This window comes from Pseudomonas sp. SLBN-26 (assembly GCF_006715895.1).
GTDB classification, from domain to species: Bacteria; Pseudomonadota; Gammaproteobacteria; order Pseudomonadales; family Pseudomonadaceae; genus Metapseudomonas; species Metapseudomonas otitidis.
Genome location: NZ_VFOB01000001.1, coordinates 2,256,780 through 2,274,943, shown reverse-complemented (window position 1 = coordinate 2,274,943; position 18,164 = coordinate 2,256,780). Strand labels below are relative to the sequence as shown.

Here is an 18,164-nt window from a genome sequence, read left to right as displayed (position 1 = left end):
TTTTTCTCCTTGGCGCTCGCTGCGGAATCGATCTTGTCCCTGGGCACCATTCTTTTCAATAACCGTTCGTTCGATGTAGTCATCTGCCCAGGCGTCCAGCTCCTCGCGATCAAAGCCGATGCCTTGCCGGCCTATGCGAAATTCGCGGACATAGGGACGTACGGTCTTGTTGAACTCATCCCTGCACATCCCAAGATAAGCTGGAGCCGCCCCGGCCCGGATAACGCGTGGTGGGCAAGAAAGTCGGTTGGGCAGGGGTTTCCTGCTGGCGTCTGACATGGCATCTGCCTCCTGGCATGAGGGTGTCATGTTCAAGACAGACCAATTGAAGGGGCAACCCGCTGTGGCGGGTTGCTGCATGTTCAGGCGAAGGTGCAGCCAAGAGCGGCCAGGCGATGCGGGAGGTGACGAATCTTGACGATGAGCGACAGGAGGATAGTGGGTGAATTCAGTTCTGCTAGATGCCACTGATCGCGAGGATCCGCCTGGGCAGGTGTCCCGGGAGGCACTCTACGATGAGGTGTGGCGTCATCCGATGATCAGGGTGGCGGAGCGCTATGGGGTTTCGTCGAGCTTCATGGCGAGGGTCTGCACCTCCATGAACGTGCCGCGCCCGCCGCGCGGCCACTGGACCAAGCTCGAGCATGGCAAGCCAAGTCCCCAGGTACCCTTGCCTGACGCACGCCCGGGAGACCATTTGATATGGCGAAGAGGCGATGCCCCGGGGCCGGCCAGGTATCCGCTTCCCAAACCGCCGGAGCGCCAGGTTGCCCGTCCGCGGCCACGTATTTCTCGCTCAGTCCGCCATACCCTGGTCAGCGGTGTACGAGACCTTTTTACCAAGGGAAAGGTAATCGACAGCGGCTACCTGAAGCCGTCGCAGAGGCGCCTGGTGGATGTAGTTGTCTCGGAGCCGATGCTCGACGATGCGCTGGATACGGCCAATGCCCTTTTCCTCAGGCTGGAAGTTGCTGGTTACCGGGTCATGCTGGCGCCGAGCGATCGTACCTATTCCCGCGCTCCCGTGGAGGAAAGGGAAAAGCCTGGAAAGACGGTTAATAATCGTTATCCGAGCCTTTGGCATCCCTCCAAGGCGACTGTTGTCTTCGTGGGCTCCGTCGCTATCGGCCTGACCCTTTTCGAAATGACCGAGGAGCTGGAGGCGCGGTACGTCGATGGGGAGTATATCCCTCTTGGCAAGCTGCCGGCTGCCGAGCGACGTCGTCCGATGCCCAGTTGGAGCTGGACCACGCAGAAGCATTTCGCTACCGGACGGCTGTGTCTTCAGGCATTCAGTCCGTACCCAGTCGCAGATTGGGTGCAGCGCTGGCCAGAGGCCAAGGTGCGCGAACTTCGGGGGCAACTGGACGAAATAGTCGACTACCTGGCAAAGGCGGCTACCACTATTGCTGGCCTAGTCGAGGAGGGGGAGCGCCAGGCTGAGATCCGAAGGCGGGAATGGGAGGAAGAGCGGCGGCGACTGGAGGAGCGGTGGGAGCGGGAGCGCCAGGAAAAAGCTAGGGCCGAAGCCCGGCAAGAGCTGCTTGATGCCATTCGTGCCTGGGATGACGTGCGGCGGATACAAGCATTCTTCCGCGAGGCCGAGGACGAAGCCTTGTCGAGAACAAGCGAGGAGAGGGAGGTATGGTCTGTCCCGCGCTGAGTGGACACTGACTTTAGGTGGATAATGTCCACCGCAAGGAGTGTTCATGACCCAGACCAGACGACGTTTTCCCGAATCCTTCAAACGCGAGGCGGTAGACCAGGTACTTGCAGGCACGCCGCTTCGTCATGTAGCCGAGACGCTGGGCATCGCTGAAAGCCTGTTGGGCAAATGGAAGCGCCAGTACGAGCAGCAAGGTGACGATGCCTTTCCGGGCAACGGCAAGCAGCGAGGCGAGAGCGCGGAACTGCGTCGTCTACGCCAGCAACTGGCTCAGGTCACCATGGAGCGCGATGTTTTAAAAAAGGCGCTCGCCATCTTCTCGCAGCCCACGAAGTGAAGTTCCGCGCCATCGAGGCGTTGGCCGGTCGCTATCCCGTAGCGCCAATGTGTCGGCTGCTGCGGGTATCCCGCAGCGGCTTCTATGCATGGCAGCAGCGACCACCTTCGGCGAGAGAGATGGCGAATCGGCGTCTGAGCAAGGAGATCCGCACCATCCACCATGAGGTGAATGGGATCTATGGCCATCGCCGAATCAAGGCCGAGTTGGCGGCCATGGGGCATGCGTGTGGTCGACACCGAGTCGCTCGACTGATGCGCGAAGCCGGCCTGCGTGTTCGTTCGCGCAAGCGTTGGCGGCTGGTTTCCAGCAGTCGTCATGCTCTGCCGATTGCCCCGAACCATCTGGATCGCCAGTTCGCCTCGGATCGCGCCAATCGGCACTGGGTCTCGGACATGACCTACGTGCGGACGGCCCAAGGCTGGCTATATCTGGCCGTCGTGCTCGATCTCTATTCACGCGCTGTCGTCGGTTGGGCGATGCACCACCGCATGCAGCAGGCTTTGGTACATGCCGCGCTGGAGATGGCCGTTGCACGTCGACAGCCGAAAAAAGAAGTGCTGCTGCACTCGGATCGTGGCAGCCAATACTGCGCGTACGACTACCAGGCCTTGCTTCGGCGACATCGAATCGTGCCCAGCCATTCACGTCCGGGGAACTGCTGGGACAACGCCGCGATGGAGAGCTTCTTCCGTTCGCTGAAGGCTGAGCGGGTGTACCTGACTCGCTACGCCAGTTACCAGGAGGCGAAAACCGACCTGTTCGACTACATCCGCTTTTACAATCACCGCCGTCGCCACTCGACGTTGGGCTATCTCAGTCCGATGGAGTTTGAGCGGCGAAATGCGAGCAGTAGCTCTTAACTACCTGTCCACCAGTCCCGGGACAGACCAGGCTATAACGATTGTTTCGATCATGGGGGCAACTCCCGAATTAAAGAGTCCCTAGCCTGACAGTAGTCAACCTCCGATTGCGGCCAATTCGACCCTATTGGCGGTCTCCCCGGGCGATCTGTAAGTGGATCAGCCGTTGGCGGCGATCCACGGCGCAGAGGCATCCGCAAGCGCAGCCACTTACTGGAGCAGCGAAGGTCAGCTGGCACTGCTCGCGGGGCTGGTTACTCGTTATCTTTCAGGATCGCCTCGCCCTTGATCAGCCAGGACCAACCAAATGCCCAAACGGCAACTGACTCCAGCCAGAAGACTGGGTCCAGTTTGCTTATCCAGTGATCGTCAGGAAGTAGCATGACTGCTGCACAGAGCACTATTGCCCCGATGATGGTCCAGCCCAGAACCCTGTAAAACTTGTTGCGCAGCAGTTTCCTCTTGGTGGGTTTGCGATTGGGGTCTGTCCGGGTGAACAGAAAAAGTGAGAAGTAGGCAAGCGTCAGTAGGAAGATGGCTGCGCTGCTGAAGTGAATTATCGACATTATCTTCGGGTAGTCACCCGGCGGGGTGGGAGTAGTGGGGAATAGCGCGACGCCCAACGCAAAGATGCACGCAATGTTGCCCGCGAGGTTGTCGCGATTGTCGTTCTCGTCAGGGCCTCGGTAGTTGAAAAGGAAGACCCCGATGGCGAAAAGCGTTCCCACGAAAACTCCGCTCATCACGGTGTAATAGTAATCGCTAATCGAACTTTGTATACCCAGCTTGAAGTCAGGATTGCCTGGCACAACGAACAGCACGTCGATGAGCATCTTGCCCAGTGCCAGCAGTACAGGAAGGGATATACCGAGAATGCCGATGCACTTTCGCTGTGCGTGGTATGAGGCCGCTTTGTAGTCAAAGACTGCGCGGACTGCCTCGAGCCTGCTTCCCATAGGTCCTCTCCTTGTGATGCCCATGCGCCACTAATGAGCATCGTAGTTCGCCGCTCCGGGATCGCAAGCACAAGGCGGTACGCATAAGAGGCCGTTTCTTAAACAAGGACCGACGCGCGTTTCACGCAAACCCGTAAGGTGTGCGTCCCGCTCAGTGACGCAAACGAGCAGGTGTATTTGCCCATCACCGCAATGTCTGGTCATGCTTCGTATACGTTAACCCCGGCCTCATTGAGGCCAGATAACCTTGCCCATTGCCGCAGTGCGTTGGCTGTAGATCGTTCGAATCGTCGATGCACTTGCGTCCCCCTGTGGCCAGGAGCCCCCTCTGTTCCCACTACAACTGTTGGCACGCCAGGTCCAGGAAGGACAATGCGCTATCTCGGGAAGGGACGCGTGTGCTGGATCGCATTATCAGACTCCCCCGCATCCAGCGTTAACGTGGATGTGAAGGAGTATTGATCAGATCCTGAAGAAGGGCTGGGAGATGGAAATCGATTGCAGTGGCTGGGGACGCTTTACCCATTCCGTAGGCCAGATTCCGGTATCAGGACGTCGCCGATGAATATCCTTGGGCACGATGGCAATTTGCCTTCTACGCTTCAGGGGCGTGGCATTACCCATTGCTTGTCGGGGGATGCAATTCGCTCTTGGGTACGTGAAACGCTACCAGGGTTCGTAGCCACTCAGGGACAGAAGAAATGTCGAAATGGACGTCGAAGGTCAGGACCTGCTGCTTGCAGCTGGCCGTACTCGCATCTTTCATCGCAACTAGCAGTCTCGCTACGGCACAGCGAATCAACCCGATGGAAGATAAGTACTGGCAGTCCAAGTACGACTCTGTGTCGCAACGAGTCAGCGAGCCCGTCCATGAGGAAATCACAAAGCGAGCACGGTTGTGTGAGTCGATTTCGATCGACTCCGCCAGTGTGCCGCTCGTGTGCATTACCGCCGGGCCGACCCCGACCGGTACGCCCAAGGGGAACAAATATGATTCCCTCATTCGCGGTGTCTGGTGGAACGACGACCCTAACCAGTTGCTCTTCACTCAACCTATCACCTGGGCGGTCTGGATGGAGGACGGTGACCGGATTGCCAAAAAGAACAGAAACCTTCGTGGTCAGAAGCGGGAGATCACGCAGCGGTACTACATGCAGTACCGCAGCCACTATGGTGACTTACAGTTTTTGCACGCCATGGCAAGCGCAGATGGAGAATCGGCAGAAACGACTCAGCGGAACATTCTCGACTGGGCGGAGTTCTCGTATGCCGTGGCCACTCGACAGATAGATACCCAGACTCTGCTCAGCCAGGTGACGACCCATCATTTCCAGGATCATTTCAAGAACCAGACAGGATGGACGATTTCCTACCTGTTCGGGCCTAAGTACAAACTGAGTAGAAGGGATCACTTCCAGGAGATGGCGCTGGGCTCTCTGCTGCACATGATCCAGGACTCCTATTCGGAAGGGCATACCCTTCGAAAGTTCGACGCTTCCAAGAGCTGTCCGGCCGGGCGGGTCGTCCAGTTCCATTCCTACGTCCATCAGATCTCAAGCCAACATGGCACCGCGGACACGCGGAGTGCCTGGAAGGCGCGAAGCTTTACAGATGCACAGGATCCCGTGAATGCCAGCGCTACGGTCATGCGTTTCGTGGCGCAGGGCGCCGGTTGGCCTGTCGTCGAAGACTACCTGAAAGGCACGGTTTTCTGTCTGGGTGATGATGCGGAAGGGGCGGGGCCGGGGCGGTTTGCCAAGCGGTAACTCAGCGACGGGACGCCTAGTCGTTCCCCGCCTCTATTTGGCTGAGTTAGGAGCTAACTGATCCGTGCCGAATACGACGTTTTAGATGGCCGGATTTGCGGGGATTGCCATACGAGAATCGGCGTCTCTAAGGGGGCGCAGTGTTAAGCAATGTTTTGGGGACCTTTGCCAGTAACCCAGATCCAGCTTGATGCGCAACTTAACACAAGGGCTTCAGGACCTTCGGGAGCCTTGGCAATGCGTTACGCCAGATGCTCGAACCCAGTTCAGAGCGTCTAAGGAGGGATCGATATGACAGCGGTTCTTGCTCGCGGCATGCGCGGTGATCTGGTCGAGCGGTTGCAGGCTGCGCTGATCCACATTCAGGTTCCCGTGGAAGGCGGGGGGCAAGAGCCAGCATTGGCTGCCATTGATGGTGACTTCGGTCGAACGACTCAGCGTGCGATTCAGCGGGTCCAGGCCAAACTGAAACGCCCCATCACTGGCGTCGTCGACGCAGCGCTCTGGAGGGAACTCACCCAGACGCAGTGGCCTGATCGCTTTGAGCGCTACCTCAGCTTGGTGGCAGCTTTCGAAGGACACGGATACACCAAGGCGGCCGGTAACTGGGACAAGGCTGGTATCACCTGGGGCGTCATCGGGTTCACCTTGATCACACACGACAAGGTCAGTAAGAAGACCGTGCTGAAGTACGGCCCCTTGCATGGCCTGCTGAAGGATGCGTTCACAAAGCACGAAGCCACGATGAACGCTGCATTCGGGGACGCTAAAGCCAAGGTGTTGAAGCGGAGCCTCAATGCGACACCCGACGACCTTTACAAATTTGCCGTCGAGGTCTCGGATGGCAAGAAGAATTTCGCCCTGCGGCCTGAATGGCAGAAAGCGTTTGCCCTGCTAGGTAAAGCTCCCGAGATCCGGGAACTACAACGCGCGCTCGCGAAAAGCATGTACTACGACCCTGCCATCAAGGCGGCAGAGGAGTTCGGTACAGAGTTCGACATGGTGTCGGAGCGCACGGAGCAGCTCTTCTTCGATATCCAGGTGAATAACGGTGGGCTTGGGTTAAAGCAGGAAAAGCCATACGCCAAGGCCGCTTTGCAGGCCCTTCTTGTTAAAAATCCAAAGGCGACGCTGACGGAAAAACTCAATGCAATTACGAACGTGCTCGCTAAGTCGAGGTCCAGGTTTGCCAAGGACATCATCGAGCGCAAGGGCACGATCTCCAATGGATTCGGGCGAGTGCATGGGAAGGACTATCGGCTTGATGGCTGGGGCATCGAGCTCGACGCGGAACCGGTGCCTCCTCCAGTGCCGCCGCCCGCACTAGCGCCACTTCCTCAGCCGATTCAACTGCACATGGGTGTGCTCGGTATCGAGCCCACACAGCAGGCCGAGCAGCTCGATCTCGTCGCTGGCGCGCTGAAACTGGGGCTGACCGAGCCAGGCGTCAGCCTCTTGGGCGCTGGTCTGTGGCCGGCAGAAAACGGGATTGAGCCGGTGACGACCGGAGGCGTGGCGTCGCTAAGTCTCAGAGGTCTGTTGGGTGCAAGCGGGACGACCTTGATCGGTTCAAGAAGCGATGTGCTGCTGCACGGCATCAACCTCATGTTTCGCGAGCCCGTCGGGCTTCTTGCCGTCATAGGGCAAGCGACGCCACTACCCGCGGCGATGTCGGGCGATCACCTTGTCGTGGCGCGCGGCGATCGGCACTACGTCGGCGTGGCCCTCCAGAAAACAGATCAACTGCACCTGGTACGACAGCGAATGCGAGGAAGCACGGGGGAAGAGTCACTGCTCGATGTCACCGAGATCCGGCCGCAGTTGGCGGAGTGCCGGATGCTGATGCTCTACGCAGGTTACGGCATTCCTACTGACATCCTCCCGGGCAGTGGTGTGCGGTGGCGCGAATGGCTTGAGCCGTTTAAGGCGTCGCCGATCGTGCTCGGTTGGTTCGGCAACATCCGACTGCCGCGCGATACGGAGCGGCAGTTTGTCGGCAGCGACTTTCTCGGTCGTGTCGCGGCGCTCAAGCCTGGGGCCAATCTCCAAACGCTCTGCGAAGAGTACCCCGACGAGATCGTCCAGCAATGGGGCGAGGCCTGCCACCGAGCGTTTCACGCCGGTGCTCAAAAGTACCTTTGGCTAGACCAACCCATCCCTGCGCTGAATCTGAGTCTCAGCGGTGCCGCGGCAATTGGACAGGACGGCAGGGTTTGGCATGCGAATCCAAGGTTTGGCGATGTCGGAGAGATGGCGATGAAGGCGGTGGTCGTATGAGCACAACAGTCAGAATCGATACGCCGAAGGCCGACCAATACATCGAACTAGTGGGGGCGTCGACGTTCCCATCCAAACTGAAAGGGCAGGATTTTCAGGCGACGTTGTTCGACGAAATCCTTCTCGTGCGGGGTGCGACGCGTATTCGCTGGCGATTCGATTCGCGGCCGCCAGCCAGTGCCGGTGCTGTACCTCCTAAATTCGCCCCCGTTGCCACCGCCGAGGGATTATTTCCTGAGGGGGTGAAAAAGCTGTCGCAACATGGCCACCTCGAACTGCAATTCCATGTCAGTTCACCGTTGAGTCCGCATGAGAAAGGGATCTGGGTTCGCCTGTGGCTCAAATTCCAGGATGGCGAACTACGACTCATCGAGCCGACGTTGCTAAGCCCAGGCAGCGGCACTCTGGTCGCCGACGGCCCGAAAAAAGAGGAGCCTGGCGGGGCCAAATGGTTCTCGCAGATCAGCGATCGATGGGTGGTCGACAGAAAGCGTCAGCCAACTCGCGGTAATGCATTGTTGTGCGCCTCCGTTGCCGGTCAGCCGGGCTGTGCGAATCTCGTCCACATTGATGCCAATCTCAAATCGGACGACGCGGAGGACTATTCCTTGGCGTTCGTTCTTGCCGCGGGGAAAGGGGCATACGACGTTTGTACCGAGATGAAGATCGCGCCGACCTTTGTCCCGGCAGCGCCGGTGAGTGGCTATGCATTGCGACTGGACTTCGCGGAACGGGCACGCGTACCCCTGATCGCGAGCGGCCTGCATCTTCGCTGCCTGCAGCAGGAGGACCGCAAGGGGTGGCGTTTGGATTGGTTAGACGTCGCTGGTGGTCGCGGTATGCGATCGGCCGAGACGCTCACGCTGGAATCGTTGACACAAGGGCTATTGGAAATCCATGCGCTTGGTCTGGCAACCACTCGTTCGCGCAACCGACTAACTCTGCTTCCGACTTGGATCACTACCGAAGTTCCGGACGAGTACGTCACGCTTGTTTTTCGGCTAACGGCGAGCGTAGACCAGAAGCTCACCGATACGCGGTTGGAGTCGATTAGTCTTCGCAAACGGCGAAAAATCGCACTTCATTGCAGTGGAGCACTCGATCTGGATGGCCAGCCCCTTGTGCAGGGTGTATGGGCCGAAGATGCTCCAGAGTTCGGGACGTGGCTTTCCTGGAAATTTGATGGCCAGGATCTTGAGCAGGCGTCGCACCGAATGGCGATCGGCGCCGTCCTGCTGTCGATGGCGGCATTTACGAAGGGTCACCTGAAACTCGGTGGTTCGGACGAGGGCTCTCTATACCGTCGTGCTCCGCTGGTGAGCGATCTCCACCTCGAGTTCGAGAAAGCCACCTATGCGGCATTGAGCATGGACCCGGAGCTGGGGTTTGAGACTCTCTCTGATGTGGTACGGCGCGAGCGGCCCTGGACCTTCGATCTCCTAGCGGCCCAGCCCTGCAAGCTCCTGATCCAGGAGGTCGCGAGCCAGCGACAAAGTCGTCGGCTGCGCCTCGCACTCCAGCTCCATAAGGCAGGTGAGCACAAGACCGATGTAATCCTGGTCGATCCCAGCCCGCTGACAGTTGTGCGCGTCCAGACTTCAGAGAAGCAAGCGGGCAACGAGACCCTCGCCGAATACCTGGACGACGCTGACCAGGCGCCCGAGTGGCAGTTCTACTCGAACAAGGGGGGGATGAGTGCGACGCTACCGCCGCAGGGCATCGGCGAAGAAATGGTCAAGGGCTACTTGCACGTGGACCGAGTCGACCCTGGAAATCCAGGCGCCAAAGTCAGAACGCGTGTGCCCGTCGATGGCGCGCTGTTCGACTTCCGTCTCACTCCAACGGCGCAACTGCGGCTCGACCGCACTGATGTCGACATGGCGCGCTCGGAAGCGCCCTGGTCGCTGCGCCGTCTGCTGGGACGGCGTCTGGGGGCGGTCGGCGTCAAGCTGGAGTCGGCGGATTTCGAGTTGCTGTATGGCCTGGCGGCACATCTGGAAACCGAGGGGCTTCGGATTGCCGAGCTCGATGGCTTTATTGGGCAGGTACCGTACTCAGATGAGCTAAGAAGTCTTCTGCGTGGCCACGACACGACGGACCTAAAAAAGGACTACGCAGAAAAAGCCGCGCACTGGTTGGCCGGCCTTTGGGCACGACCTTCGTGGTGGCGTGTATACCGCGACATCGCGCAGCGGGGGCGCCTGCTTGTCGACCAAGGGCTTGAATATCGCTTACGTCCTACCCGTGACACGGCGAACCCATTTGACATTGGCAGTCGCCACGACGGACCAGCAATCGACCGCGAGCCCTTACGCGGCGGCGTGGATTGGCCATTCCAGTCTCCCAATGTCTATGAAGAGCTGATAAAAAAGCCGACATCAAACGCAGGCTCCATCGAAGGGCTTGTCTTCGGTAGCTTGGGTGGCGAAGGGACGCAAACGGCTTCATTCAACAACGGTAAGACGCTGATCATCACGAACACGCGTCAGGGCCGCCTCGACTCGCTCACGTTGATCCGCATTGGTCGCATCGCAATGCTTTGGAACAAGGCGCGCCATGTGATCGTCTACGAACGAACGACGCGACGTGCGCCACGGTACATCGGCGCGCCGATCGGCGAGCAAGATACCATTGAAGCTCAGCCGGAGTTCGCTGGTATTGCCGCATTACGCAAGGTGCGTGAGTACGTCGAGATCACCGAACCACGCCGGCGATATCCCGACCATGAAACGACCACCTCTATTTGCGGGCCGCTGATCCAGAGCGTATTTGGCAGCATCGAAATCCCGGTGAGATCAGACTGGGGACAGGATATACGCGACGGCTTTGTGATCGCGCTGCGCGGGCCGATTCCGGATGGCCATGAATTGGAATTCCCGGACCCACGCGTGTTTCTGGATCTGGCGCGCGCTGTGGGTAAAGGCGAGGGCGCGGTCGCGCAGCGCATCAAAAGCACGGAGCGCCTGGTCTTCTTCAGTAGCACGCGCGACCAAGATGGCGGCAACACCGATGCCTGGCCCGCATGGCCGGATGTGGACTTTCCGCTGCTGAAGCGTCCCATTCAGCCAAAGCTGCCGTCCATCAGTAGATTCCGTGGCCGTACACAACAGCCTGATGCTGTTGCGAATGAGTTGGGCATGGGCAAGTTCACCTTCACACTGGATCCCGCCGAAGAGGCGATCGATCTGATGCATGGGCGCAACGTGCCTGGGCTGGAAGCCAAGATTACGAACATCAACTTGGCTCGTGGCATGCCGACGGAGGAGCGCAAGCAGCCACTGGAGGTCGAGCAAGCCGCCGTGAAATTTGGCAACGCACAAGCACAGCTCGTTGATGGGATCGCCGAGCTGCGTGCGGCCTTACGCGAGCGGGTGGCCGCAGGCGACAACACACCTCTGGCTGCATTGCCTCAAATGCAGGAAGACGTCAGGAAGCTCGTCGCTCAGCTTAAGGAGGTCGTAAGCGACGTCCCCGCCATGCAGAGCGCTCCGACGCGCAGCTGGAAGGATCTCCAGAGAGAGCGCACCGACCAGTACCTCAAGGCCATCAACGGCGTCGACGGCGGCATGGGCGATGCCGCGCGTCTCGGTCAGCAAATGCAGGGACTTGCCGCCCGCTTTGTGGGTAAGGGCGCGCCAACGAGCATCGAGCTGGCGCGCAATCAGGCGAGTGCCATCGTCGATGCTATCCAGCAGCAGGCGAAACAGCGCATCGGCGAAGTGGGCTTCGTGCCCCAGCAGGCGATGGCAGCCGTACGTCGCCTGCTGGATTCGCTAGCTAACGATTTCGAATCCAAGCTCCTGCGGTTGTCGGGCGACCTAGTCATTGAGCTCAACCGCATCGAGCAGGTCTACCTGCACGATGTGGATAGTGCCGCGGACCTGGAAGCGCAGTGGCGCGCAGGATTTGCTGGCCTTCCCGGGCAGTTGCGACATTTGCTCGACATGCTCGATCAGATAGCGGATGGCGCGCTGACGGATTGGTTCTCGCGCTTACCGCAGAAAAACGCTGCCACCGTGTACGAGCTCCTACGAAAAAGTGTCGAGAGCCAGCTCGGGCCGGTTGTCGACTGGCTCGAGCGATGGAACGACAGCCTACCGCCATTCGACATCGTGCCACCTGATTTTGACGGTATGCGCGATACCCTGTCGCAAACTATAGGGAGGCCATTGGCTGAGGCGTTGTTAGTTCAGGCCGCTGATTCATTCCAGAGGATGTGGAAGGAAACGGCGGATGTCGCGCAGCTCATGCAAGCAGCCGTCGATCGAATCGATAGCTGGGCGAAGAATCTGATGGACAGCTTGCAGGGCTCTCAATCGGTTGAGAGTTTGCGGGACGCCTTGCTCGACGGGGCCAAGAGCGTGGTGGACGAGCTTGGCAATGCGGCAAAGGACGTGGGCGATGGCATCACCAATGCGCTATCCAATCTCTCTTTCGGCGACATTCAAGGTTCCATGGATGCCCTGAGGGATTTCGAGAAAACTACCGATGACGCGCTGGAAAGGATCAACAACCAACTGTCTGGCAATCTGGGGGACCTGGAGCGGACCGTCCGCGAGCAGGCGGCGATTTTAGACAGCTACGTCCAAGCGGGTGGGAGACAGCTGGAGGATTGGGCCCGGACTTCGCTCGGCCCTACGGTCGAAATCGCCAAGCAGAACGTTGGCGCTGGCCTTGAGACTATCCGAATCCTGGCAGAGGGCCCCGTCACCGACACACTGCGGACGAGTCGCGAGCTGCTTGGCTATTACTACGACCAGGCGAACCAGGCCCTAGGTCTCACGAGCGCCAGTGCATACTTCAACGACCTCGGACAGGACGTGCTCAACTCGCTGAGCGCGAGTATGCCATTCGATCGTATCAGGGATCGCCTGCTGCCGAAGCTGGATGGCTTAGCGATTCGTGACCTGTTCCCCGACTTCTGCGGGATCAAGCTTACTTATTTCCTACCCGACCTCGATGTTCCCTTGGACGGCTCCCACGAATACGACTGGATCAAGCTGCAGCATGGCTTCGACAAGGACAAGCTGCGAGCCTGGGCGAAGGTCGCGGTCAACAAACAGTTCGTCGAGCCTGCCACCTTATTCGACCTCGGCCCGGTCAAGTTGCGGTTGCTCCATCCGCATTTCATCGCTGACAGCGACGTTAGCGTGGCGCAGGATGGGACGCGTTGGCAGCGTACCGCCGCGGCGCTAAACGCTGATTTCGAGCTGTCGTTGAACGACAAGCCGATGGTCACCCTACGCGAAGGTAGCCTCAACTTTGACGAGCGGGGCGAACTCAAGTTCGACTTCGACAGTGAGAAGCTGGAGTTGGCGCCAGAGCTTCAATTTGTCACCGACGCGCTGAAGGAACTGATGCCGCAAGTCGAGGGGGCGACAATCACGCCGTTGCTACCTTCTGGGGTCAGTGCAGCCTTGAGTTTGCCCCTGCCGGACATTGGTACCGGCGCATTCACGCTGACCGGTGTGACGCTCAATACCCATCTTGATCTGCTCATCAGCGACGGGTTCGAGATCAGTACGGGACTCTGGCTGAGTAAGCCTGATCGACCGTTCGGCTTGGCAGTGTTGTTCCTTGGTGGCGGAGGCTGGTTTGGCATTGATGCCACCTACAAGCCCCCGTCACGCTTTGTCACGAGGGTGTCGGTGGGCGTGTCGGCCGGTGCCTTTGTCGCTGTCAACTTCGGCTTTGCACGAGGTAGCGCGGGCATTCTCTTCACTGGCGGGGTCGATTTCTACCGCGATTGGCAAAGCGGCAGCGGGAGTACCGCCATTTCGATCGGGATCCTTATCTGGGGTGAGTTCTCCGTGTTGGGAATTGCCTCGGCCTCAGTGCGCCTGATGTTACGCATTACTTACACCGACAACGGCGGCATGGTGGGTACTGGAACGTTCAGCGTGAGTATCCGCATTTGCTGGTGCTACACCCTGCGTGTTTCGCGCACGGCGCAGAAGGTCTTCTCGGGCTCGAGCAACAGGAGCGGCTCTGGCACTTGAGTGAACGCCCGTGACGGCAGGGTGACGGTGCAGTCCGCGATGGCGCGGGCGGCATTACCGGGGATGGCTGCGACGGGTACGGACGCGAATCCACCGGATTACGGCATGTTGCCTGCCACCGACGTGGAAAGCGCTGTGAATGACTTCTTTGACACCCTGGCTGTCTACAGGAGCTAACTGTGACCTCACTCAGTTTGGGTTTGACCTTGTCGCTCGTCGGTCCCCGACAGGACCTCCTGGACACGCCGAGTTGGCCGATGGCACTGCGTGTTGCCATTGGCTTGACCGCTGAGCCTAGTTCGCCGCAGGAGGCGGCAGAGTCGATCCTGCCCACACTGCCGTGGATGGTTTGGCACGACGCGCTCCCGGAGGTTGCCGTCATGGACCAGAACGGCATCGAAATCGCGCGGTGCAATCCGGTGGGCCCGTTGTACGACAACGTGCCATTCGTGGAGGCTCTTCAAGCCACCGTGCTCTCGCGCGGAGAGGATTTAGCCCAGCGTGGCTGCCTGACATTTACCTTCGATGGCAGCCATCAGGAACTCCAGGACGCGGATGATGTGCTCACTGTCTCCTGGCCTGGCCTGATGAATACCTTGAACACGATGGCCCAGCCGACCCCGTCGGCTCTCAAGTGCACATGGTTCTTCAACGTTGATAGGGATCGAGTGGCGGCTCTGGATGCCGACGGAAACTGGCAGCTGAAGCCAGGTATAGCGATCTCTGCTTCGCCGGTGAGCCTGTTGGGGGCGAACTACACCAGCACCCAGGTCGGTGGGGATCCAACGGTGCACGTCCATTCATACAGCACTGCCGAAGTCCGGGCGCACTGCAAATTGCTGGAATTGGAAAGCGCGTTGGCTCACGGCCTGGACGAACTCGACAACTACTGGCTGAGCATCCGCGATAGTCGCGACGACTCATTGCTGGATTTGGCCACGCGCCTCGAAACGGCACTGGGCCCCGGCGCCATACTGAGCGCTATCAACATCGAAGAATGGACGGATGCTTGTGAGTCCATGGGTGCTTCCCTACCTGTGCGTCCTGCGACCGTGAGTGAGACGAAGACAGCTCTGGATTTGTGGAAACAAAAACGGGTCGAAGCCGTCAGCAAGTCGGTTGCGAACAAGCGCCGGAGCATCATCCGTAAGGCGCTGCTCAGCGACGAGGATACGGTGCAGGTTATTCGCCAGGGTTACCTCGAACAGGCCCACAACACGTTGGCCAGTCTGATGGACATTCCGCAGGAGGGCATTCGCACGAAAGTTCGTGACGATGCGGTCGCGTCCTTGCTTGTTCTGCTGCGTGATCGACTCCTACCTGAGTTCACTCCGCGTGCTCCCGGTCCGTGCCAACCAGATGAGGGTATCGAGTTGCTCGTGGGGGACGAGCTGATGCGATTGCGTCATGAGGATCAGTCGTCGAGCCCGGCAGTGGACGACGTCGCGGCGATCCAGTTTTTTGGGCGCCGAAGTTCCGAGGTTGCAGCGCTCGATGCCCCGGATGACACGTTGACTGTCGAGTGGCATGCGCTGAGCGGAGCGCGATATGCCGTACCGACCGTCTACGACGGCGACACCACGGTTGCTTCCACCGATCGGGTGCTCGGCGTGACAGCGAGCTACGTCGACCAAGTGCTGTATCGGGAACTGACGTACAGCGGCACTAATCTTGTGTGCCGCAACCCAATGGAGCGCGTGCACCGCGAAAACTTGGGGGAGGCTGACAGTGGCGAGGCCGATATGATGCTCGCTCAGTTGCAAAGGCGCACCTGCCCGACCTGGGAGCTGCGGGCGCTGCCGCTGCGTTATGGTGATCATTACGAGTTCGCAGCGAGCGTTATTGACCGGGCCGGAGGCCAAGCGACTGAGCTGTGCTTGCCCGGTCAGCCCTGGGCATTCGACCCGACCAGCATCTCCCGTCTCTCACCGCCACAGCGGGACCGCGTATGCTTCCTGCGTCGGGTTGCGGTTGGGGATTGCAACATCCTGCCTCCCATTGGCGGGTGGCCGCAGACGCCCGACGAGGTTTGGCTGCGCTGCCTGGAAGAAGCCCCCCCGACCGTCGACAATGTCGCGCGGCCCACGTCGGTATTACTGGTGCCTTCTGATCGTACGGTCTTCCGCGACCGGAAAAGTGTCGGCAAAGCCACAAGATGGCCATCCTCGGTATCGTTCGATGTAGAGGCTCCGCGCCTTGATGAGCACACGCTACTGCGCTGGAACATGCCGGCAACAACCTTGGAGCCGGCGGCGCAAGAAGCGGCCGTGGTTGCACTGAAGGCGGAATTGACCGCGATACACCGTTCTCGGGATGACATGCTCGCTGAAGGGAGTCGTGCTGAAGTAAGTGGACTTCCGTTCGACCCGGCGGTGACGGCGCTGGGAGTGCGGTACCGCTTCGATGGACAGGCTGAAACGAAGTACATACTCCCCTTTAAGGCGGCCAGTATCACCTTGGACTGTGGCGATGCCGACCTAGTGGAGGATAACGCGCATGCGCTTCGTTTTGTCATTGCGCCCGGCAGCTATGTGAGGCTCGGCTTTGTCCCATTGATCGCGCCGGATGATTTCGAACGAATGGACGAGCAAGCATTGAGCAGGCTTCTCGAACACGAGCCTTGGATTGCGAAAGACGGAACAGCGTACCGGGCCTTCGCAGAGAGTGTCGTGTTCGCCGAAAGCGCCACTGCCGAACTACCGGACCTGGAAGCAAGCGATCTCTTGCTCGCGGCGGATGGCGCCGGCAACGTCGAACTTCGGTATGTTTTCTCAAGGCTGGATGCCGATGGGCAGCGGCGTCTGAGGCATGTCCATCAGATGAGGATCTCTTGCGAACGCTGGGTTTGGCGTAATTTGCCAGTGCCTTCAATGGCTGCTGCCGATGCGAAAATGTCGCCCGCAGAGGGGCGTCGGCGGCTAGCCAGTGGTCCGCCACTGGAGATTATGGATGCGGTGCGTCGGGATGCGCCTGACTCTGAACTCGTCAGCTACTTTGATGAGCTGGCCGGACTTGACCAAGGCTTCGTGCGACGCGAAGAAGTCGTCATGAGGTTCCCGCGGGACCTTAGCGACAAGATTGCCTTGTACGTCGATCAGCGCGACGGCATTGCGGGCGCCGATTACCTCCGTTACCACCTGGCCCTGCGATCGCGCTATCTAGGTGTGTTGCAGCAGCAGGACGGGGATAAGGAGAGCCCGCATCGCGTGGGTCCGCGTCGTATCGCCGTGCCGTTCCGTGGCAATCCGGCTCGGATCAAGCCGCCCAAACTTCTGGCCGTGCTGCCGTTGATTCGTGCGATGAAGGACAGTCCCCGGACAGGCGAGAAGGGTGCTGGTTCTGCGTTCTTGGTCATTCTCGACGAAACATGGTTCAGAGAGTACGGAATGGGGGAACGGTTGCGTGCGCGGGTGGCGCATGTGAAGGCAGAGATCGGGGAGACGACGGTGCCTCCAGAACTACGCTACGGTCCTCTTCCAGACCATAGCGTGATACCGCTAAAGAACGCGGCACTCGACCAGCGCTTGACCGAAGACCTCGACTGTTTCGGCCCTTTCGGTTTTTCCCTAGATCGAGGGAGCAGCCAGGCGATGGCCAATGCGACGGGGTTCGTTGTCTACCCCCCTGCTGGCACTCCGCCGCACTACAACCTGTTTGTAGAGCTCACCCGGTTGTTGGATGTCCCGTCGGGAGCCTTGCTGCCGGACAATACGCTCGCACCGCTCGAAAGCGCCGTCAGCGACGCTCTACCGCTCTATACCTTGCCCGACAGCCATGCGCTCAACCCAAGGAGTAATTCGCTAAGTATCGCGAGGCTCGGAAATGGGCGGTTCTCATTCGATGCCTCTGAGGTGGCGAGTGCACCGTTTGTTGGCGCGAGCGGCGACGTCCTTCTCCAGTACCGGTACTTGCTGATAGTTGGCCGGTACGTACGCGACGGTGGCCGGGCAGTTGACATATTCCTACCGGAGGATGGGCTTTGGCTGAGCGCCGGGGATCTCCATTTGTTGGGTGGTGCCGATCGGGACATCAGTAGCTGTAACGCCGCCGTAATTGCTGAGGTGCTTTTGAATGGCCGGCCTGGGACATACGAGCCTTTGGGTGATGCCAGCAGCCTGCGCGAGTTCTTCCTGATGATGTTTGGTGCGCCCGACCAAGATGCTCCCGGTATGATCCGGAGGTTTTCGCAAGTTTTTGATATAGCGTTTCGGTGAGGTTCCGCTGCCTCTGAGGCCTAGGTCCGGCAAGGCCTCAGGGCGTCGTTTCCTTCGGGGGTGGTTATGAGGTCACCGGCTCTGCC

The 18,164-nt window shown here is 59.4% G+C and carries 8 protein-coding genes; 7 read left to right on the top strand and 1 reads right to left on the bottom strand.

The features are described from left to right. Positions 1-33 precede the first annotated feature (33 nt). The 3 genes from FBY21_RS30070 to FBY21_RS10365 all read left to right on the top strand — a co-directional run bounded on the left by FBY21_RS30070 (position 34) and on the right by FBY21_RS10365 (position 2,866). Positions 34-276 carry a hypothetical protein gene (locus tag FBY21_RS30070; RefSeq protein ID WP_160158594.1) on the top strand — a complete coding sequence of 81 codons (243 nt, stop codon included), beginning with the start codon at positions 34-36 and terminating at the stop codon, positions 274-276. 166 nt (positions 277-442) lie between these two features. Then, positions 443-1,663 (top strand): hypothetical protein, encoded by a 1,221-nt coding sequence (locus FBY21_RS10375; protein WP_253543708.1) that lies wholly within the window; start codon positions 443-445, stop codon positions 1,661-1,663. Between the two features lie 46 nt (positions 1,664-1,709). Beyond that, positions 1,710-2,866, top strand: a protein-coding gene (locus FBY21_RS10365) for an IS3 family transposase (RefSeq protein WP_409563791.1) whose coding sequence is annotated in 2 segments (ribosomal slippage) — positions 1,710-1,970 and positions 1,973-2,866 — 1,155 coding nt in all. Because the reading frame shifts where the segments join, the coding sequence is not laid out codon by codon here. A 254-nt stretch (positions 2,867-3,120) separates the two neighbouring features. Here FBY21_RS10365 and FBY21_RS10360 read toward each other — a convergent pair. Next, entirely contained in the window at positions 3,121-3,822 is a 702-nt protein-coding gene (locus FBY21_RS10360) for a DUF998 domain-containing protein (protein WP_142010838.1), read from the bottom strand. Positions 3,823-4,559: 737 nt separating this feature from the next. Here FBY21_RS10360 and FBY21_RS10355 point away from each other — a divergent pair. From FBY21_RS10355 to FBY21_RS10340, 4 genes are all read left to right on the top strand, one after another. Further along, the gene (locus tag FBY21_RS10355; protein ID WP_142010836.1) at positions 4,560-5,588 is read left to right on the top strand and encodes a hypothetical protein; all 1,029 of its coding nucleotides are present in this window, start codon (positions 4,560-4,562) and stop codon (positions 5,586-5,588) included. A 291-nt stretch (positions 5,589-5,879) separates the two neighbouring features. After that, positions 5,880-7,865 carry a peptidoglycan-binding domain-containing protein gene (locus tag FBY21_RS10350; protein ID WP_142010835.1) on the top strand — a complete coding sequence of 662 codons (1,986 nt, stop codon included), beginning with the start codon at positions 5,880-5,882 and terminating at the stop codon, positions 7,863-7,865. Next, positions 7,862-13,864: a hypothetical protein gene (locus FBY21_RS10345; RefSeq protein ID WP_142010834.1), complete on the top strand. Its 6,003-nt coding sequence runs from the start codon at positions 7,862-7,864 to the stop codon at positions 13,862-13,864. The genes FBY21_RS10350 and FBY21_RS10345 overlap by 4 nt, the downstream gene beginning before the upstream one ends. A 257-nt stretch (positions 13,865-14,121) precedes the next feature. After that, the gene (locus FBY21_RS10340; RefSeq protein ID WP_142010832.1) at positions 14,122-18,078 is read left to right on the top strand and encodes a hypothetical protein; all 3,957 of its coding nucleotides are present in this window, start codon (positions 14,122-14,124) and stop codon (positions 18,076-18,078) included. The last annotated feature ends 86 nt before the right edge of the window (positions 18,079-18,164 follow it).